Here is an 18,931-nt window from a genome sequence, read left to right as displayed (position 1 = left end):
CACATGTGGCCTATATATCGACATTAGCCGCAAGCTGGGGACCGGCAAGCGGGTGAAACGGCTCAGGCGGCGCGGCGCGGTCCCGTCGGCTCAACCCGCGCCTGTGCGATCCCGTCCGGTTCGGGCCGGGCGGCACGGCCCCGTGCGCTCATGCCGGGCGGCGTGGCTCCGTCGGCTCACGCTCGGCGGCGTGGTCCCGCGGCCCCGTCGACTCAGGCCCGGCGGTGTGGTCCCGTCGGCTCAGGCCCGGCCTGTGCGGTCCCGTCCCCCATGCGGCACCCTGTCCGCATGCCCACCCCGCGCACCCTGCGCTCCCAGGACCCCGTCGCCGTCGCCGTCACCGAGGCCGTCCGCGCCGGCGACCTCGACGCCCTGCGCGGACTGCTCACCGCACACCCCTGGCTCGCCGCCGCCCGGGTCGTCGAGGACCGCGAGGGCCACGGCCCTGGCGGGCGGAGCCTGCTGCACCTGGCCGCCGACTGGCCCGGCCACCGGCCCCGCGGCCCCGAGACCGTCGCCGTGCTCGTCGCGGCCGGCGCCGACCCGGACACCCGCTTCACCGGGGCGCACCGCGAGACGCCCCTGCACTGGGCCGCGAGCAATGACGACGTCCCCATGATCGACGCGCTCGTCGCCGCCGGAGCCGATATCGAGGCCGACGGCGCCGTGATCGCTGGCGGCACGCCGCTCGCCGACGCCCGCGCCTTCGGGCAGTGGCGCGCCGCCCACCGGCTGCTCGAACTGGGCGCCCGTGCGACCTTCCAGGACGCCGCTACCCTAGGCCTCCTCGACCAGATCGAGGCCCGTCTCGCCGCCGATCCGCCGCCCGCTCGCGAAGAGCTCACCGAGGCGTTCTGGGGAGCCTGTCAGGGCGGCCGCCTCCCCACCGCCGCCCGCCTCCTGGAATCCGGTGCGGACATCGACTGGATCGGCTGGGACGACCTCACCCCGCTGGACGTCGCCCGCGCCGGGAAGGCGGACGAGGTCGTCGCCTGGCTGACGGCCCACGGGGCACGGACCCGCGCCGAACGCGAGGCGGCCGACGGCGTGTGAGAGGCCCCGGCCCCGCACGGTAACGAAGGCCCCGCACGGGAACGAAGGCCCCGCACGGGAACGAAGGCCCCGCAGGAGAACGAAGGCCCCGTGCGGGGCCGGGGCCTCAGGTGACGTCGGTGACCTCGGCCGTGCCAGTGGTCCGCAGGAGCCTGAGGAAGGCCTTCAGGCCGGTGATGATCTCCTCGTTGTCGGTGAGCCGGTTCACCGTCGCCTCGAACTCCCGCGCCAGCGCGGTGATCCTCCGGTCGGTCCCGTCGGCGCGTCCATGCGCGGAGAGGGCGACGGCGTCCACCGTACGGCGCAGCTCGGCGAGGGCCCGGTACTGCTCCTCCGCCTTGCCGTCGAGCACAGCGGCCCCGCTCTCCAGGGCGGCCACCCGACCGGTCAGCGCCACCACGTCGTCGCGCGGGAACGTCACGTCCTTCAGTAGGACGCCGAGCCTGCCCCGTAGTTGCCCGAAGTACGCTCCAGCCGGTCTGAAGAACGTACTGACAAGGAAGAACCCGGCGAACCAGTAGCCGGCCCCACGGCCGGTCGCGGCGGCCACCGCGAGCGCCACGCCCGCCGTCACCACGTGCCCGGCGACGGCGACCCGCAGCATCGCGCGCGCGATCCGCCGCGCCTCGCCGTCCCGCTCCTCGGAGACGACGAGGCCCTTCTCCCGGCTGACCGCGATCTCGGCGAGGACCGCATGGGCCCGGAAGTACAGGTTCCACGGGGCCGTGAGGAGCAGCAGGAGCCAGAGCAGCCCCAGGACGCCCGCCCCCACGGCCAGCACCGTCCCGGGCGGGGCCCCCACCGCGTACGCCAGCACCAGCGCTCCGACCGCGAGCCCCGCAGCCACGAACGCCCCCACGACCTTGCTCATGCCGCCCCCTCCGCGCCGGTCCACACCCCTGGCGACACATGGTCCCGCCGCGCCCCGCTCCCGGCATGAGTACCGCTACTCAGATCCTCGGAGCGGAAGCGTGGACGACGGAAGGGGAGTGGCGCCCGGGACGGGGACGGTGGGTCAGCCGACCGCCGGCGGCGCAGCGCGCGGCGGCGGCGCCGCCTCGTACGCGTCGAAGGGACAGTCCGTGACCGCGTCGCCCGTCAGGGCGACGGGCACGTCGACCGTGGCGAGCCGGCTGTGCGCGGGGAAGATGAGGTCCCCGCGCACGGACGACGAGGCCGGGAGGGTCGGATCCTCGGCGGGGGAGATGCCGCCCGCCTCCGCCGGCGTGCCGCGCGGCGTGACGAGGACGCGCAGGACGTCGCTTCGGGGACACGGCCGTGCTCCAGGGTGGGGAGGAGGGTGGCTCAGGCGGCGGGCTCGCCGGGCTGGTCGTGGGTCGCGCAGTGGATGCCGCCGCCACCGGAGGCGATGGTGTGGATCTGCCCCCGTACGACGTCCCGCTTCGGGAAGTGCTCCTGGAGGATGCCCCGGGCACGGTCGTCGGCCGCCCGGTCGCCGAACTTCGGCATGAAGCGGTCGCCGAACTTCGGCATGAAGACGGAGTCGTTGGCGACGTAGAAGTTGGCGTACGTCGACACGAAGTCGTGGCCCTCGGGCCGGTGATCCGGTCGAGGTCGGGCTGCGGCAGGTCGACGATCTCGAAGCGTCGGCCGCGCGCGTCGGTCGCCTTCTCCAGGACCGAGCGGGCCCGGTCCGCCGAGCACGCCCAGGAGTCGGGCGGCGAGCCGGGGAACGCCTGGTCGAGGAGGACCACACCGGGGGCGGTGAACCGGACGAGGCTGTCGGCCTCGCGGTCGACCACGCGCGCACGTTGCTGCGGGAGGCCGTCGACGTGGAGCTGGCCGCCCTGCGGAAGCCGTAGCGGCCCCCGGCGCGGGTCGCAGCCGCGCGCCGGACGCCTACGCGGGGCGGGTGGAGGTCAGGACGCCGACCTTGTCGATGCGGTGTTCGGGGTTGTTCTGGGCGTCCCGCCAGAAGTTGCCCGCCGCGTTGTCCTCGGGCGTCGCGCAGGTGGAGAGCGTGATCATGGCCCGGGTGGGCTTCTCGCCCGGCTCGCCCGGCACCGCCGCCCGCTGCTCGGCGAGCGAACGGGCCGAGCGGAAGGACGTGGTCCGGGTCTCGACGATCTCGTAGGTGTAGACGGTCCCCTCGGCGACGACGCGCACCTCGTCCCCCACCTCGACCGAGGGCAGCTCGCGCAGGGGTCCGCCGGCCGAGAGCCGGTGGGCGGTCACCAGATAGTTGCCGATCTCGCCCGGCCCCACGCCACCGCGCTCACCGTAGGGACTCGCGGCCACGCCACGGTCCTGGACACGGGTGCCGGCGGCGTCGTCGGTCGTCCCCTCGTACGGCACGACGACCAGGTCCTCGACCCCGATCGACGGTATGGACACCTCGGCGGCGACGGGCCCCCGGGGCGAGGGGGCCGGCGACGTGGCGGGGGTGACCGGGGGAGTGGTGGCGGGAGGGGCGGCCTCGGCCGAGGGGCCCGACGCCGTGGCCGCCGGGACCACCGCTGTCGGCCCGTGCGCGCCCGTGGCCGTACCGTCGCCGTCCGCGCAGTCGGAGAGCGCGGCGACGACCGCGACCACCGTGGTGAGGACGGCGACCCGGACCCGGCGGCGGCCCCGGCCGACGGACGGTCCCCGGGGAGACGCTCCACGCTTCGCACCCATCTCCCCAGGATGACCCACGCCCCGCGCTCCGGCACCCACGGCGGCCACCCCGCTCGGTCGAAGCCCGGGAGCCGGTGGATCCCCGGTGCCCCGCCCCGGCCTCACCGCCGGAAAACGGGTTGGCCGGACGCCGCCCCGCTGTCATGATCCCTCTGTTTCCCGGACGGAGGGCATTTGTTCGTATTCGTGTGTGCGGGGTGCGGCGCTCAGCTGACCACTCCGTTGTCCCAGGTCGTCCTGCCGGCCCACGCCCATCAGTCGTACGGGAACGGGACACAGCTTCCGGTGCTCATGGAGTCGGGCACGTTCGCGGTGGATCCCGAGCCCTCGGGGCCGCCGTGGCGGACATGGGAGGAGATCGGCCCCGAGGAGGCCGCCGCCCGTGGCGTCTACGCGCCGCACCACCCACTCTCCGGCGGCGCGCCCGGTGCGATCGTCCTCGCGCCCGGCGACGCCCCGGGCACCCGGCTGATCCCGGAGCATGGTGGGGGCGGCTACTGCTGCGGTCTCGGCAGGGCCGACGGCCCCAACGTGGCCTGCGTGGCGTGTGGGCTGCCCGTGGCGACCCGGATCGACGACTGCTCGCTTTGGCAGGCGCTGTGGCTCGCCCCGGACGCGGTGCTTCGCCTCCCCGTCGACGGCACCGACACCACACCGCACTCCTGGGCGCGGGTGATGGCGGAGGGGGTGAGCACGCCCCCGTTCGAGGCGATGGCCGGGTGGGGGGCGCGGACGCGGGTGGCCCACTGGACGAATCACTGGTGGTCCTGGAGCCCTCGATGGCAGGCGGCGGTCGGCCAGGCGCTCGCCCACCTGCTCGCGGCCTCGGAGGGGCGGCCGGTGACCGTCCCGGACGGCCTGGCGGGGGAGGTGTTCCGACCCGCGCTCGACGCGCTGCTGCCCCCGGGGCCGCGGGCGCGTCGCGCCGCCCTGGCCGGGCCCGGAGTGCCCGCCCCGGCACCGGACACCGACATCCTCCTGGTGCCGGCCCATCCGCAGACGGGGGAGGCCTGGACCCCGCCCGGCGCGGCACGCGAGGCGTGCAGGGTGCCGTTGGCGTTCGGGGTGTGGCGGGGGCTGGTCCTCCCCGAACGGGGCCGTCCCGTCCCCGCCTCCGGCGGCCTGCCCGAAGGTGTTCTCCGTGACGACTTCGACCCGTCGGCGTCACGGCCCCGACCTCCGTTCCAGGTCGACGGGCGGGCGTTCCGGCATGCCATGGTGCGTATTCCGGCCGTCCGCAGTCCATGGCTGAGGGAGCTCATGGAGGACGGCGCGCGGCTGAGCAGAGCAGGGTTCTTCTAGGACGCACCCCCTGTCCGTACCGGAACGTGTTCACGCACCTTTCATGTCTCGCTCGGACCCGAGCCCCGTACATGGCACCGCCGTGCGGCGGTGCTCCCCCGTGTGGCGGGACACCGAGTCGCGTACCACCTGGTATCGGGACAAGATGGCACTTCGTGATCCCGGAGAGGCCGTCCGAGCCTCTCCGTCGGAAGGGAGACCTCGAGGATTCCCTTCTCCGAGGAGGCGGGAATGTCTGAGCTCATCGTCATCGGATACGACGACCCCGAGGTCGCCGAGCAGGCCTTCGCCACGGTCCAGGACCTGCAACGGGACTACGTCGTGCACCTCAACGGGCTCGCGATCGTCTCCGTGGACACCGAAGGCAGGACCCACGTCGACACCAGCAGCCGCATCGTCGGCGTCTCCGCCGCCTCCGGCGCACTGTGGGGCGCGATCTTCGGCATCCTCTTCCTGCTGCCCGGCGTCGGACTCCTGACCGGAGCGGCCCTCGGCGGACTCGTCGGCAAGCTCAGCAAGTCGGGCGTCGACGACCGCTTCCGCCAACAGGTGGACGAACTCCTCAAGCCCGGCTCGGCCGCCGTCGTGATCATGGCTTCGAAGATCACGGACGACAAGTTCACGGTGGCCATGCGGCCGCACGGCGGCACCGTCCTCAAGACCTCGCTCAGCGACGAGGACGAGAAGGAACTGGCCGACCAGCTCGCGGGCCCCCAGTAGGGGCGCCCCCGCACCGGACACCCGCCGGCCGGTGGCACCGGCGCGCGAAGAACCGCAGATCCCGCCGCACCGCAGAGAACCGCAGAACCGACCGAACCGGCAGTACCGGCAGGACCGACCGAACCGGCAGCACCGGCAGTACCGGCAGTACCGCCGGGAACCGCAGAACCGCAGGAATTCGTCAGGAAGGCTCTCCCATGGACCCCGCGCTCAGCAGTGACGTGCTCGCGAAGCTGCGACAGCCCCGCCCGTACCCCGCCCTGTCGCTCGTGATGCCGACGCACCGCCGCGAGCCGGAGAACGCCCAGGACCCCGTACGCCTCCGCAATCTCGTGGCGGCCGCGGAGAAGGCGGTCCAGGACGACCCGGGGGTGACCCGCGAGCGCCGGGACGACGTACTCGACCAGCTGCGCCGAGCGGTGGCCGAGATCGACCTCTCGCACGCCGAGGAAGGTCTCGTGATCTTCGTCGCGCCGGGGGAGCACTACGTGTGGACGGTGGCCAGGACCGTCCCGGAACGCGTCGTCGTCGCCGACACCTTCCTCACCCGGAACCTCGTCGCCGCCCAGGCCGCCGAACAGCCCTCGTGGACGCTCGCGGTCGCCGCCGACCGGGTCTCGCTCTGGAGCGGCAGCCCCGAACAGGTCACCGAGCACACCGAGGACGGCTTCCCGCTCACCCGCAGCCTCGAAGACCCGGACGCGGAGCGCAAGGAGCGGGTCGGAGACCTGCCCAGCACCTTCCAGGACGAGGCCACCCGCCAGTTCCTGCGCGAGGCGCACACGGCACTGCGCGTCGTCCTCTCCTCCGAGCCGCGCCCGATGTACGTGATCGGTGAGCCCGCCGCCCTCGCGCTCCTTGAGGACACCGGGCCGCTCCCGCCGGGCACCACGCCGATCCACCGCGGCGGACTGGCCCGCGGCCCCGCCGCGGCGGTCAAGGAGGCCGTCGAGCCGGCCCGTGCCGCGCGTGAGGCCGCCGCGTCGACCACCGTCGTCGCCGAGCTGGACGCGGCACGGGGCCGCCGCGAGTTCGCCGGCGGCATCGACGAGGTGTGGCAGGCCGTGAAGGAGGGCCGGATGCGGCTGCTCGCCGTCGAGGACCACTACCGGACCGTCGTACGGGACGAGGGCGGCCATCTGGAACCGGCCGAGCCCGCCGAGCCCGAGGCGCGGGACGACATGGTCGACGAGATCGTCGAGCGGGCCCTCGACACCGGCGCCGAGGTCCAGTTCGTACGCGACGACACCCTGCTCGACATGGACCGCATCGCCGGCGTCCTGCGCTACTGACCCCGGACGCGGCACGGAACGAGAAGAGGACCATCCTGTGAACCCCACTTCGGCGCGGGCGAGACGTTCGGTCCGGGCGCGGGCGGTGAGCGCGGCCGCGGCCGTCGTCGTAACGGCCCTCGGCGCCACCGGCCTCGTGGCCTGCGACGGCGGCGGCGCCGACACCAGCAGCCCCACCTTCAGCGAACGCCCCACGGCCCCCGACACGGACGACTTCTCGGGCGAACCGCCCTCCCCCCTGGCCTCGGCGGCCTCCGAGGCGGTCGAGTCAGCGCGGGCGTCCGCCTCCTCGGCCGCGGCGTCGGCCTCCGAGCGGGAGGCCTCGCGCAAGGCGTCCATCGGCTCGGAGGTCGAGCGTTCGCGTCAGCAGGCCGAGGACGAGCTGAAGGACGTGGAGGCCCCGGGCAACGCGCGGAGCGAGGTCGCGATGACCGGCAAGCCCCGGGCGGAGACCGGAGGCGTGCTGACCGTCGTCCTGAACATCACCAACAGGACGGACGAAGAGGCCTCCTACGCCGTCCAGGTCGACTTCCTGGACTCCTCGGGCAAGGTCGTGGAGACGCAGTTCGTCGGTGTCGAGGACCTCGCACCGGGCGGGCGCGCCCAGCCGCTGGTGATCAGCCGACAGCCTCCCGAGCCGGTACTGACCCCGAAACTCGTCAAGGCGGAGCGGTACTGATTCCGGCGGCGGTATCCCGCGGAGCGGTACCTATTTCGGCGTCGGTACCCCACAGGAGGAGAGGCGCATGTCCGAACTCATCGTGCTCGGCTACGAGGATCGCGCCGTCGCCGAGCGGGCCTTCACCGAGGTCCGGAAGCTGGAGAGCCGTCAGGTGGTCGAACTGACCGGCGTCGCCGTCGTCTCGGTGGACGCGGACGGCGAGACCCATGTGGACACGCCGGCCAGGCGGGAGGGGCAGGTCGCCCTCTCGGCCACGGCCGGAGCCCTGTGGGGCATGGTCTTCGGCCTCGTCATCCTCACGCCGGCGATCGGAGTGGTGGGCGCCGCCGTCGGCGGCCTCATCGGCAAGCTCAACCAGATGGGCGTCGACAACACCTTCCGCGACAAGGTCCGCTCGCTGCTCGCACCCGGTTCGGCCGCCGTCGTGGTGATGGCGTCGAAGATCACCGAGGGCGAGTTCGCCGCGGCCATGGAGAAGTTCGGCGGAACCGTGCTCAAGACCTCGCTCTCCGAGGAGGGCGAGCGGGAGCTCGCCGAGCAGCTGGCGGGCACGGCCGCGACGGCCTGACCCGGCGCTCCGGACCCGAGGCCCGGCCCGGTCCGCTCCGGTTCCCGGTCCGACCCGACGACCGGGGCGGACCGGGAGCACGCCGAACCGGCCGTCCCTCCACGGGGGAGGGACGGCCGGTTCCGTGTCGCGGAGGCGTGAGCCGGGCGCGGGTCAGAACTCGACGGCGTCGCGGATCAGCGGACAGGTCATGCAGTGGCCGCCGCCCCGGCCCCGGCCCAGTTCGGCGCCGACGATGGTGATGACCTCGACCCCCGCCTCGCGCAGCAGCGTGTTGGTCTGGGTGTTCCGGTCGTAGGTGAAGACGACACCGGGTTCGAGCGCGACGGCGTTGTTGCCGCTGTCCCACTGCTGCCGCTCGGAGGCGTACACGTCGCCGCCGGTCTCGATCACGCGGAGCCGCGGCAGGCCGAGGCTCTTGGCGACCACGTCCACGAACGGGGTACCGCCCTCGTCGGTGATCTCGACGCCGGGTGCGTTGTCCCCGGGCCGCAGCGAGAAGGTGTGGACCGAGTCCATGATCTTCGGGTAGAGCGTCACGATGTCGCGGTCGGCGAAGGTGAAGACGGTGTCGAGGTGCATGGCCGAGCGCAGCTTCGGCATGCCGGCCACGACGACGCGCTCGGCGGCGCCGTTCCTGAAGAGCGAGGCGGCGACCTGGGTGATCGCCTGCCGGGAGGTCCGCTCGCTCATGCCCATGAGGACGACGCCGTTGCCGACGGGCATGATGTCGCCGCCCTCGAAGGTGGCCTGGCCCCAGTCCTGCTCGGGATCGCCCCACCAGACGGTGGCGGCACGGTAGCCGGGGTGGAAGGTGTAGATCGCCTTCATGAGGAGGGTCTCGCCGTGCCGGGCCGGCCAGTACAACGGGTTCAGGGTCACGCCGCCGTACAGCCAGCACGTGGTGTCGCGGGTGTAGAGCGTGTTCGGCAGCGGCGGCATCAGGTACTCGCGCGCGCCGGTGGCCTCGCGGGCGAGGGAGACGTAGCCGGACCGGAACTCGTCGGGAAGGTCCGCCGTGGACAGGCCGCCGATGAGGAACTCGGCCAGTTCACGCGGGGGGAGGCCGTCGAGGAAGGCCCGGGTGTCGTCGATGAGCCCGAGGCCGACCTCGTTCGCGGTGATCTTCCGGTCGAGGAGCCAGGCCCGTGCCTCGGGGATCGCCATCGTCTCGGCGAGCAGGTCGTGCAGTTCCACGACCTCGACCCCGCGCCGGGTCAGCTCGTCGACGAAGTCGGCGTGGTCGCGCTGCGCGTTCTCCACCCACATCACGTCGTCGAAGAGCAGGTCGTCCGAGTTGGTCGGGGTCAGCCGGCGGTGGGCGAGCCCCGGGGAGCAGACAAGGACCTTGCGGAGCCGTCCGACCTCGGAGTACACGCCGAGCGCGGGCGTGGCGGAAGCGTCGTTGCTGGTCATGCGGGGCCTTTCGGATGCGGGTGAGGAGGGGACGAAGAGCGAGGTGTCGGATGCGGGTGAGGAGGGGGACGGAGAGGGAGGGGCTCAGAGGCTGATCCAGCCGGCCGCGAGAGCCGTGATCCCCAGCACGGCGCCGGCGGTCGAGACGGCGAGGATCACCAGCTCGCGCGGGGAGAAGAGCCGACGGCCCTGCTCTCGCCTGGCCTTGACGAAGAGGAAGGTCGCGGGCGCGTAGAGGATGAAGGAGACCAGGACGAACTTGAGCCCGGCCGCGTACAGCAGGAACGCCGTGTACACCGTGGCGAGGATGGCCACGACCAGCTCCCGTCGGGTACTCCGGCCCGCCACCTTCTCCTGCGCGGGCCGCAGGGCGATCTTCACCGCGAACGCGGCGGCGAGCAGGAACGGGATCAGGCTGAGCGCGCTGGTCAGGTCGAGGGCGAAGTTGAACGCGTCGTCGGAGAAGGCCGTGACGACCAGGACGACCTGGCTGAGGGCCGTCGTCATGAGCAGGGCCGGGACGGGGACGTCGTCGCCGGTGGAGCGCCCGAGGAAGCGCGGCATGTCCTCGTCCTTGGCCGCCACGAAGAGCACCTCGGCGGCCATCAGGGTCCAGGCGAGGTACGCGCCGAGGACGGAGACGATGAGGCCGACGCTGATGAAGACCTGGCCCCAGGTGCCGACGGCGGCCTCCAGGACCCCCGCCATGGAGGGCTGGCGCAGCTCGGCGATCTCGCTCATCGGCATGATCCCGTACGACACGATGGTCACCGAGGCGAAGACGGCGAAGACGCTGAGGAAGCCCAGGATCGTCGCCCGGCCCACGTCCTCGCGGCGCTTGGCGTGCCGCGAGTACACGCTGGCGCCCTCGACGCCGAGGAAGACGAAGACGGTGGCGAGCATGGTGCCCCGGACCTGGTTGAAGAGCGAGCCGGCGTAGTCGGCGCCGCCGAAGTTGTCGGCGAAGACGGACGGGTCGAAGGAGAACAGGGCCAGGATGACGAAGACGATGATGGGGACGACCTTGGCCACGGTGACGATCCGGTTGATCGCCGCGGCCTCCTTCACCCCGCGCCTGATCAGCAGGAAGAACGCCCACAGTCCGGCCGAGGACAGGACGATCGAGAGCGCGGTGTCGCCGTCGCCGAGCGCCGGGGCGATCGCGCCGATCGTCGACATGATGAGCACCCAGTACGTCACGTTGCCGACGCAGGCGCTCGCCCAGTAGCCGAAGGCGGAGAAGAAGCCCAGGTATTCGCCGAAACCGGCCTTCGCGTACGCGTAGACACCCGCGTCCAGGTCGGGGCGGCGTACCGCGAGCGTCTGGAAGACGAAGGCGAGCATCAGCATGCCGAAGCCGGCGATCGCCCAGGCGATGAGCGCACCCGCGACCCCCGTCTCCTGGGCGAACCGCCGGGGCAGCGAGAACACGCCGGCTCCCACCATGGACCCGACGACCATCGCGGTCAGCGTGACGAGTGTCAGTTTGGCCGCCGGTGGAGAGCCGGATGTGGCGGCGTCCGCAGGGGCATCAGCGTTCGACATTGACCTACCTCGAAGGCGACTCAGGGGATCCTCGGTCGGCCGAATCTAGCTTGAATGTTGCGGTTTGTCCCTTTAAGTGGCAGGTGCTCCCCGCGTGTGCTTCCCGTGCGTGCCGTCCGCGTGGGTCCGGGGGTGCCTGCTACCCACGGGCTCTCGGCCAGGTCGTCCGAATACCGTCCTTCACCTGGTTGAACCTCCCGGGAAGCAAGATCGCCGTTTCGAGGTAATGCGATCGCTCCGACCGGGCGAACGGGGCGGACCGGCCGTTACTGTTCCCCAGGATCTGGACGGATTCCCAGAGGTTCACCCCCTTTCTCGCCTTTCTCTTCTTTTCCCCTTTTCCTCCTCTTTCTCCTCTTCATCGACCCGCGCACCCGTGTGCCGGGCGCCACCCCCCTGCGAAGGAGAGCCCGCCCCATGACCGTCGACACCGGCCCGGACGTACAGTCGGCCGCGCCGAAGCAGTCCAGCCTCAGCACCGCGGCTGCCCGCAACCTCGCCACCACGACCAAGTCCGCCCCGCAGATGCAGGAGATCAGCTCCCGCTGGCTGCTGCGGATGCTCCCCTGGGTGGAGACCAAGGGCGGCGCCTACCGGGTGAACCGCCGGCTCAGCTACACCGTCGGCGAAGGGCGCGTCGAGTTCGTCCAGGACGGCGCCCGCGTCCGGGTCATCCCCCGCGAGCTCGGCGAACTCGCCCTGCTGCGCGGCTTCGAGGACGAGGAGGTGCTCGACGCGCTGGCCGGCCGGTGCGTCCAGCGCGACTTCGGCGCCGGCGAGGTGCTGGTCGTGCGCGGCGCCCCCGCGGACGAGATCCACCTCATCGCCCACGGCCGGATCAACCAGACCTCCCTCGGCAAGTACGGCGACGAGGTGGCCGTGTCCGTCCTCGCCGACGGCGACCGGTTCGGTGAGAACGCCCTTCTGGACGCCGACGCCCGATGGGACTACACCGCCACCGCCGAGACCTCCGGCACGCTGCTCACCCTCTCCCGCGCCGAGTTCGCCGCCGTCCTGGCCTCGGCACCGGGCCTCCAGGCCCACATCCAGGAGTTCAGCTCGCTCCCCCTCCAGCGGCAGAACCGTCACGGCGAGGCCGAGATCGCGATGTCGGCCGGTCACACGGGCGAGATCGCGCTGCCGGGCGCCTTCGTCGACTACGAGCTCAAGCCGCGCGAGTACGAACTCTCCGTCGCCCAGACCGTCCTCCGGGTCCACACCAGGGTCGCCGACCTCTACAACGGGCCGATGAACCAGACCGAGGAGCAGCTCAGGCTCACCGTCGAGGCGCTGCGCGAGCGCCAGGAACACGAGCTGATCAACAACCCGGAGTTCGGCCTGCTCCACAACGCCGACTTCAAGCAGCGGATCCAGCCCCACTCGGGCCCGCCCACCCCGGACGACCTCGACGAGCTGCTCTGTCGCCGCCGCGGCACCAAGCTCTTCCTGGCCCACCCCAGGACGATCGCGGCGATCGGGCGCGAGTGGAACGCCCGCGGGCTCTACCCGGACACCGTCGCCCTCGAAGGGCAGCAGGTCCTGGGCTGGCGGGGCGTCCCGATCCTGCCCTGCAACAAGATCCCCATCAACGAGGACAACACCAGCTCGATCCTCGCGATGCGCCTCGGCGAGGACAACCAGGGCGTCATCGGCCTGCGCCAGACCGGCCTGCCGGAGGAGTACGAGCCAGGCCTGTCGGTGCGCTTCATGGGCATCAGCGAGCAGGCGATCATGTCGTACCTCGTCACCACCTACTACTCCGCCGCCATCCTCGTGCCGAACGCGCTGGGCGTGCTCGAGAACGTGCAGATCGCCCGCAGGCGCGACTAGAGGAGCTGTCCGCCGGCCGTCACGACGGCCGCGACAGACCGGTTCCCCCGGGCCGGCCGAGCGGCCCCGGGGCCCCGGACAGACCACCCCCCTCACCAAGGAGCCACGGATGCCCGAACCCGGGCTTTCCCCTCTGCAGTCGAGCCTGCCCACCGCCGCCACCCATTTCGGGGCCCACGTCCTCGCCCGGGCCGCGGCCCCCGCGGTCACGGCCGTGACCCCCGCCGGCACGGCCGCGGCCCCCGCAGTCACGGCCGCGCCCGCCACCGACACGACCGCGCTTCTCACCGCCGCGGCCCGGGCCGTCGCCGCCGCCGTCGGGGCCGCCCCTGCCGTGGTCCCGACCGGTCCTGCCGGTGCCGCCGACGCAGAAGCCCCCGACGCGGTCGTCGCGCCACCCGCCCCCGACCTGGGGCGCCTGCTGCGCGGCCCCACCGGTCTGGGCACCGCGGGCCTCTCCCTGGCCCGTCGCGCGGCGGTGCCGGAGCCGACCGCGCCGCCGGTGCCCGCCGCGCCCGTCGAGGGACACCCGATCCCGGGCCTCTACTTCCACCCCGTCCCCGAACCCGACCCCGTACGGGTCGACGAGGTCAGCCGCAGGATCAAGGCCTGGGCCCTCGACGAGGTCCAGCTCTACCCCGACGACTGGGAGGGCGAGTTCGACGGATTCTCCGTCGGGCGCTACATGGTCGCCTGTCACCCGGACGCGCCGACCGTCGAACACCTGATGGTCGCCACCCGCCTGATGGTCGCCGAGAACGCCGTCGACGACTGCTACTGCGAGGACCACGGCGGCTCGCCCATCGGCCTCGGCGGACGTCTCCTCCTCGCCCACACCGCCCTCGACCCGCTGCACACGACGAAGGAGTACCACCCCGGGTGGGCGGAGTCGCTCCACGCGGACGCCCCCCGGCGCGCCTACCGGTCCGCCATGGAGTACTTCACCGAGCGGGCGACCCCCTCGCAGGCCGACCGGTTCCGGCACGACATGGCGCGGCTGCACCTGGGGTACCTGGCCGAGGCTGCCTGGTCCGAGACGGACCACGTGCCGGAGGTGTGGGAGTACCTGGCCATGCGGCAGTTCAACAACTTCCGCCCCTGCCCCACCATCACCGACACCGTCGGCGGCTACGAACTCCCGGCCGACCTGCACGCCCAGCCGGCCGTGCAGCGCGTCCTCGCGCTCGCCGGGAACGCCACCACCATCGTGAACGACCTGTACTCGTACACGAAGGAGCTCGCCACCCCCGGCAAGCACCTGAACCTGCCCGTGGTGATCGCCGAGCGGGAGGGCGTCTCCGACCGCGAGGGCTACCTCAAGGCGGTCGAGGTCCACAACGACCTCATGCGCGACTTCGAGGCCGAGGCCGCCGCCCTCGCCGCCGCCTGCCCCGTCCCGAGCGTGCTGCGCTTCCTGCGGGGAGTCGCCGTCTGGGTCGACGGCAACCACTACTGGCACCAGACCAACACCTACCGCTACAGCCTGCCCGATTTCTGGTAAGAAATGGAATTATCTGTGACCAGCACCGAGTTCTCCCCCGTCAACGTCGCCTCCACCTTCGTTCCCTCCCCGGCGACGCCCTACCAGGGGGACATCGCCCGCTACTGGAACAACGAGGCCAGGCCCGTCAACCTGCGCCTGGGCGACGTCGACGGGCTCTACCACCACCACTACGGCATCGGCGACATCGACCACGCCGCCCTCGGCGACACCACGGACAGCGCGTACGAGAAGAAGCTGATCGCCGAGCTGCACCGCCTGGAGTCCGCGCAGGCCGAGGTGCTCCTCGACAACCTCGGCACCATCGGGCGCGACGACACGCTCGTGGACGCGGGCTGTGGCCGCGGCGGTTCGATGGTGATGGCCCACCAGCGCTTCGGCTGCAAGGTCGAGGGCGTCACCCTCTCGGCCAAGCAGGCCGACTTCGGCAACCAGCGCGCCAAGGACCTCGGCATCGACGACCACGTCCGCGCCCGGGTGTGCAACATGCTCGACATGCCCTTCGAGACCGGGCAGGCGGCGGGCTCGTGGAACAACGAGTCGAGCATGTACGTCGACCTCCACGACCTCTTCGCCGAGCACTCCCGCGTCCTCGCGGTCGGCGGCCGTTACGTGACCATCACCGGCTGCTGGAACCCGCGTTACGGCCAGCCCTCGAAGTGGGTCTCCCAGATCAACGCGCACTTCGAGTGCAACATCCACTCGCGCCGGGAGTACCTGCGGGCGATGGCCGACAACCGGCTCGTGCCGCAGGCCGTCATCGACCTGACGCCCGACACCCTGCCGTACTGGGAGCTGCGCGCCACCTCGTCCCTGGTGACCGGCATCGAGGAGGCGTTCATCAACTCCTACAAGGACGGCTCCTTCCAGTACGTCCTGATCGCGGCCGACCGGGTCTGAGCCCGGGCGGGCGGCGCGGACCGCCCACGGCCGAACGAGGTCCGGAGGGGCCGGGCCCGTCGGACGACGGGCCCGGCCCCTCCGGCCTCTCCGGGCGCGATCGGCCGCCACGCGCCCCCGGCACCCGCCGTGGTGATCACGGCCTCGGCCCGGCCCCGCTCCAGGATCCGGCGCATGGTCCGCTCGGGGTCCGCCAGGGCGGTGGTCGAGAGGAAGACGATGTCCGCGCCGTGGGCGAAGGGTTCGTGGTACGGGTTCTCGCCGTCCCAGTCGTGGAGGTCGGTCGAGATGCCGAGGCCCGCCTCGCGCAGCCGCGGGAAGGTGAAGCCGCACGGGTACGTGAGGGAGACGTGGGCGGGGCGGCTCGCCGAGGCGAGGGAACGGACAGCTCCTCGGGCAGCCGGTCGGACTCCCGGGAGCGGCTGTCGTCGTGGAGCGAGAGCCGCCTCCCGTCGGGGCCGACGAGGTTGACGGCCCGCTTCGTCCCGCCCGGCAGGGGCACTGCGGTGAAGTCGATGCCCCGCGGTCGCGATGGAAGGCCCCGGGCGAGGTCGCCAGCGGGGTCGTCGCCGATCATGTCGAGGTGGTGCGTCCGCAGGCCGTACGGAAGCCGGCGTCCGGGGCCGGCAACAGTCGCTGACCGCAGGGGAGTCAAGCAGGCGAGCCCCCCCGGCAAGAGCATGCGGAGTCCTTCGGCAAGACCTCTCAGGGCGTGGCCGGGGGGCCGGATCGCGGTGGATCGACGCGGCCGGATCCAGGTGGGTGGTATGGACCTGACAAGTCAGGGTCGCTAACGTGGCTCGGGCACTCGCCTGAGAGCGCTCTCAGCGCCTGCTCCCCCCACTAGGAGGCACCTGTGAAACGCACATCCGCCCTGCGCGCCGCCGCCGCGGCCCTCCTGCTCACCGTCGGCCTCGCCGCGGCCCAGGCCGCCCCCGCGAGCGCCCGCCCCGCCGACGCGCCGCCCGTCGCCTCCGCCGGTCTCCTCGACGCCCTGCGCCAGGACCTCGGGCTCACCGCCGCCGACGCGGAGCGGCGGCTCGCGGCCGAACGCGCCGCGGCGCGCGTGGAGTCGGAGGCGAGGAAGGCGGCCGGCGGCGCGTACGGCGGCGCGTGGTTCGACGCGGACACCGGACGGCTCGTCGTCGGCCTCACCGACCGCGACGAGGAGGCGGAGGTCCGCTCGCTCGGCGCGGACACCCGGCTGGTCCGGCACAGCGCCGGCGCACTCGACCGCGCCAAGGCCCGGCTCGACGCCGGCTCGGCCCCGGCGGGCGTCGCCGGCTGGCACGTCGACCCCCGCTCCAACAGCGTCGTCGTCACCGTCGTCCGCGCCGACCGGAACCGGCCCGCCGTGCGCGCCTTCGTCGACCGGGCCCGCGAGGCGGGTCCCGTCACCGTCGCGGAGGCGGCGGCCGCACCCCGTACCTACGCCGCCGGAACCGTCGGCGGCGACCCGTACTACACCGGCAACGTGCGCTGCTCCATCGGCTTCTCCGTGCACGGCGGCTTCGTCACCGCCGGGCACTGCGGCGGCGCCGGCGCGGCCGTACGAGGCTGGGACGGGTCGGCCATGGGCACCTTCCAGGGCTCCTCGTTCCCCGGCAACGACTACGCGTACGTGAGCATCCACAGCGGCTGGTGGACGGTGCCGGTCGTGCTCGGCTGGGGAGTGACCTCCGACCGGCTCGTCCGCGGATCCGCCGAGGCACCCGTCGGCGCGTCCATCTGCCGCTCCGGCTCCACGACCAAGTGGCACTGCGGCACGGTCCTGGCCAAGAACGAGACGGTCAACTACAGCCAGGGCGCCGTGCACCAGATGACGAAGACCAGTGTGTGCGCGGAGGGCGGTGACTCCGGCGGTGCCTTCATCAGCGGGGACCAGGCCCAGGGCGTCACCTCCGGCGGCTGGGGCAACTGCTCCTCCGGCGGCGAGACCTGGTTCCAGCCGGTGAACGAGATCCTCGGGCGCTACGGGCTGACGCTCCACACGGCCTGATCCTTGGCGGTGGCGTGGGGGAGCGCGTCAACCACCCTTGTGCGCAAGGGTGGTTGACGAAAGGTCTGGACCAACCTACGGTCTGCTGGAGCGCGCGTCATGCCCAGGACCATCCCCCACGTCCCCAGGAGCACGCATGCCAGGCTCTCGCATCGCCCGCGTCCTCGGAGCGGGTCTCGCCGCCCTGCTCGCGGCCGCCGCCCTCACCGCCCCCGCCACCGCGGCCCCGGCCGCCCCGGCCGCCGACACCTGCGCCCTCAAGCCGAAGCCCGCCGGCAAGGTGCTCCAGGGGTACTGGGAGAACTGGGACGGCGCGGCCAACGGCGTCCACCCGCCCTTCGGCTGGGCGCCCATCGACGACCCGCGCTTCGCGACCCACGGCTACAACGTCGTCAACGCCGCCTTCCCGGTGATCCGTTCCGACGGGACGGTGCTGTGGGAGGACGGCATGGACAACACCGTCCGGGTCTCCACCCCGGCACAGATGTGCAACGCCAAGGCGGCCGGAGCGACCCTCCTGCTGTCGATCGGCGGCGCCGCCGCCGGAATCGACCTGAGCTCCCGCGCCGTGGCCGACCGGTTCGTCGCGACCGTCGTCCCGATCCTGCAGAAGTACAACTTCGACGGGATCGACATCGACATCGAGACCGGCCTGGTCGGCAGCGGCCGCATCGGAACCCTCTCCGCCTCGCAGGCCAACCTCGTGCACATCATCGACGGCGTCCTCGCCCGCATGCCGGCCGGCTTCGGACTGACGATGGCGCCGGAGACCGCGTACGTCACCGGCGGCAGCGTGGCATACGGCTCGATCTGGGGCGCGTACCTCCCCATCGTCAAGAAGTACGCGGACAACGGGCGCCTGTGGTGGCTCAACATGCAGTACTACAACGGCAGCATGTACGGCTGCTCGGGTGACTCCTACTCCGCCGGAACGGTCGCCGGGTTCGTCGCGCAGACCGACTGTCTGAACCGGGGCCTGGTCATCCAGGGCACCACCATCCGGGTCCCGTACGACAAGCAGGTCCCCGGCCTCCCCGCCCAGCCGGGAGCCGGCGGCGGCCACATGGCACCGTCGCTCGTGGCCCAGGCGTGGAACCACTACGGCGGGGCGCTCAAGGGCCTCATGACCTGGTCCGCGAACTGGGACGGCTCGAAGGGCTGGACGTTCGGCGACAACGTCAAGGCCCTCCAGGGCCGGTAGGTCCAGTCCTCCGGATCATGCCGGGCCCGCGGGGCCGATCCACAGGGCAGGCCCTGGACCCGTCCGGCGCGAGGGCGCCGGACGGGCACCCGGAGGGCCGCCCGCCGCTGTTCCGCCGACCGCGCGCCGATCGGGTGCCGCACCCCGCGCCGGGGATCCCGCACCGGAGATCCCTGGCTCGGAGCACGGGAGTTGTGCTTTGCTTGCCGCATGACCCTGCTCGTGATGCGCCGCCACGTGGACTACGCGCGCGTCACGACCACGGCCTGTTCCGGCTGACACCGA

General features: G+C 72.5%; 16 protein-coding genes and 2 pseudogenes. 11 read left to right on the top strand and 7 right to left on the bottom strand.

Features of this window, described 5'->3' with window-relative positions; all coding sequences use genetic code 11:
• Positions 1–288 precede the first annotated feature (288 nt).
• On the top strand, positions 289–1,053 hold the full coding sequence (locus ACRRSS_RS21105) for an ankyrin repeat domain-containing protein (protein ID WP_435972678.1): 765 nt from the start codon (positions 289–291) through the stop codon (positions 1,051–1,053).
• A 106-nt stretch (positions 1,054–1,159) separates the two neighbouring features.
• Here the strand turns inward: ACRRSS_RS21105 and ACRRSS_RS21100 are convergent, their stop codons facing one another.
• The 4 genes and pseudogenes from ACRRSS_RS21100 to ACRRSS_RS21085 all read right to left on the bottom strand — a co-directional run bounded on the left by ACRRSS_RS21100 (position 1,160) and on the right by ACRRSS_RS21085 (position 3,690).
• The gene (locus ACRRSS_RS21100) at positions 1,160–1,924 is read right to left on the bottom strand and encodes a hypothetical protein (protein ID WP_435972677.1); all 765 of its coding nucleotides are present in this window, start codon (positions 1,922–1,924) and stop codon (positions 1,160–1,162) included.
• Between the two features lie 144 nt (positions 1,925–2,068).
• Positions 2,069–2,308: a DUF4436 family protein gene (locus tag ACRRSS_RS21095; RefSeq protein WP_435975386.1), complete on the bottom strand. Its 240-nt coding sequence runs from the start codon at positions 2,306–2,308 to the stop codon at positions 2,069–2,071.
• A 50-nt stretch (positions 2,309–2,358) separates the two neighbouring features.
• Positions 2,359–2,804 (bottom strand): annotated as a pseudogene (locus tag ACRRSS_RS21090) (agmatine deiminase family protein); the annotation flags it as partial.
• 109 nt (positions 2,805–2,913) lie between these two features.
• Positions 2,914–3,690 (bottom strand): class E sortase, encoded by a 777-nt coding sequence (locus ACRRSS_RS21085; protein ID WP_435972676.1) that lies wholly within the window; start codon positions 3,688–3,690, stop codon positions 2,914–2,916.
• 174 nt (positions 3,691–3,864) lie between these two features.
• Here ACRRSS_RS21085 and ACRRSS_RS21080 point away from each other — a divergent pair, with 174 nt between their 5' ends.
• The 5 genes from ACRRSS_RS21080 (at position 3,865) to ACRRSS_RS21060 (ending at position 8,254) form a co-directional block, all read left to right on the top strand.
• Positions 3,865–4,992, top strand: coding sequence for a hypothetical protein (locus ACRRSS_RS21080; protein WP_435972675.1), 1,128 nt, complete (start codon positions 3,865–3,867; stop codon positions 4,990–4,992).
• Between the two features lie 231 nt (positions 4,993–5,223).
• Positions 5,224–5,712: a DUF1269 domain-containing protein gene (locus tag ACRRSS_RS21075; RefSeq protein ID WP_435972674.1), complete on the top strand. Its 489-nt coding sequence runs from the start codon at positions 5,224–5,226 to the stop codon at positions 5,710–5,712.
• 197 nt (positions 5,713–5,909) lie between these two features.
• Entirely contained in the window at positions 5,910–7,004 is a 1,095-nt protein-coding gene (locus ACRRSS_RS21070) for a chemotaxis protein (RefSeq protein ID WP_435972673.1), read from the top strand.
• A gap of 37 nt (positions 7,005–7,041) precedes the next feature.
• Positions 7,042–7,683: an FxLYD domain-containing protein gene (locus ACRRSS_RS21065; protein WP_435972672.1), complete on the top strand. Its 642-nt coding sequence runs from the start codon at positions 7,042–7,044 to the stop codon at positions 7,681–7,683.
• 67 nt (positions 7,684–7,750) lie between these two features.
• Positions 7,751–8,254 (top strand): DUF1269 domain-containing protein, encoded by a 504-nt coding sequence (locus ACRRSS_RS21060; RefSeq protein WP_435972671.1) that lies wholly within the window; start codon positions 7,751–7,753, stop codon positions 8,252–8,254.
• Between the two features lie 153 nt (positions 8,255–8,407).
• On the opposite strand, the gene ACRRSS_RS21055 is transcribed toward ACRRSS_RS21060, so the two are convergent.
• Complete coding sequence (locus ACRRSS_RS21055) at positions 8,408–9,670, bottom strand: arginine deiminase (RefSeq protein ID WP_435972670.1); 1,263 nt, start codon at positions 9,668–9,670, stop codon at positions 8,408–8,410.
• An 84-nt stretch (positions 9,671–9,754) separates the two neighbouring features.
• Positions 9,755–11,215, bottom strand: a complete 1,461-nt coding sequence (locus ACRRSS_RS21050) for a basic amino acid/polyamine antiporter (RefSeq protein ID WP_435972669.1) — start codon at positions 11,213–11,215, stop codon at positions 9,755–9,757.
• 417 nt (positions 11,216–11,632) lie between these two features.
• Here ACRRSS_RS21050 and ACRRSS_RS21045 point away from each other — a divergent pair, with 417 nt between their 5' ends.
• The 3 genes from ACRRSS_RS21045 (at position 11,633) to ACRRSS_RS21035 (ending at position 15,446) form a co-directional block, all read left to right on the top strand.
• Positions 11,633–13,045, top strand: coding sequence for a family 2B encapsulin nanocompartment shell protein (locus tag ACRRSS_RS21045; RefSeq protein WP_435972668.1), 1,413 nt, complete (start codon positions 11,633–11,635; stop codon positions 13,043–13,045).
• Positions 13,046–13,154: 109 nt separating this feature from the next.
• Complete coding sequence (locus ACRRSS_RS21040) at positions 13,155–14,546, top strand: family 2 encapsulin nanocompartment cargo protein terpene cyclase (protein WP_435972667.1); 1,392 nt, start codon at positions 13,155–13,157, stop codon at positions 14,544–14,546.
• A gap of 3 nt (positions 14,547–14,549) precedes the next feature.
• Entirely contained in the window at positions 14,550–15,446 is an 897-nt protein-coding gene (locus ACRRSS_RS21035; RefSeq protein WP_435972666.1) for a geranyl diphosphate 2-C-methyltransferase, read from the top strand.
• Between the two features lie 107 nt (positions 15,447–15,553).
• Here ACRRSS_RS21035 and ACRRSS_RS21030 read toward each other — a convergent pair.
• Positions 15,554–16,047, bottom strand: a pseudogene (locus ACRRSS_RS21030) (adenosine kinase); the annotation flags it as partial.
• A gap of 255 nt (positions 16,048–16,302) precedes the next feature.
• Here ACRRSS_RS21030 and ACRRSS_RS21025 point away from each other — a divergent pair.
• Together ACRRSS_RS21025 and ACRRSS_RS21020 are read left to right on the top strand one after the other, a co-directional pair.
• Positions 16,303–17,445, top strand: coding sequence for a S1 family peptidase (locus ACRRSS_RS21025; protein WP_435972665.1), 1,143 nt, complete (start codon positions 16,303–16,305; stop codon positions 17,443–17,445).
• Positions 17,446–17,581: 136 nt separating this feature from the next.
• Complete coding sequence (locus tag ACRRSS_RS21020; RefSeq protein ID WP_435972664.1) at positions 17,582–18,646, top strand: chitinase; 1,065 nt, start codon at positions 17,582–17,584, stop codon at positions 18,644–18,646.
• Positions 18,647–18,931 lie beyond the last annotated feature (285 nt).

The sequence above is a fragment of the Streptomyces sp. Qhu_M48 genome (assembly GCF_051305195.1).
Classification (GTDB): Bacteria; Actinomycetota; Actinomycetes; order Streptomycetales; family Streptomycetaceae; genus Streptomyces.
The sequence above is the reverse complement of the archived record's forward strand: the minus strand, read 5'-3'. Positions and strand labels throughout refer to the sequence as shown.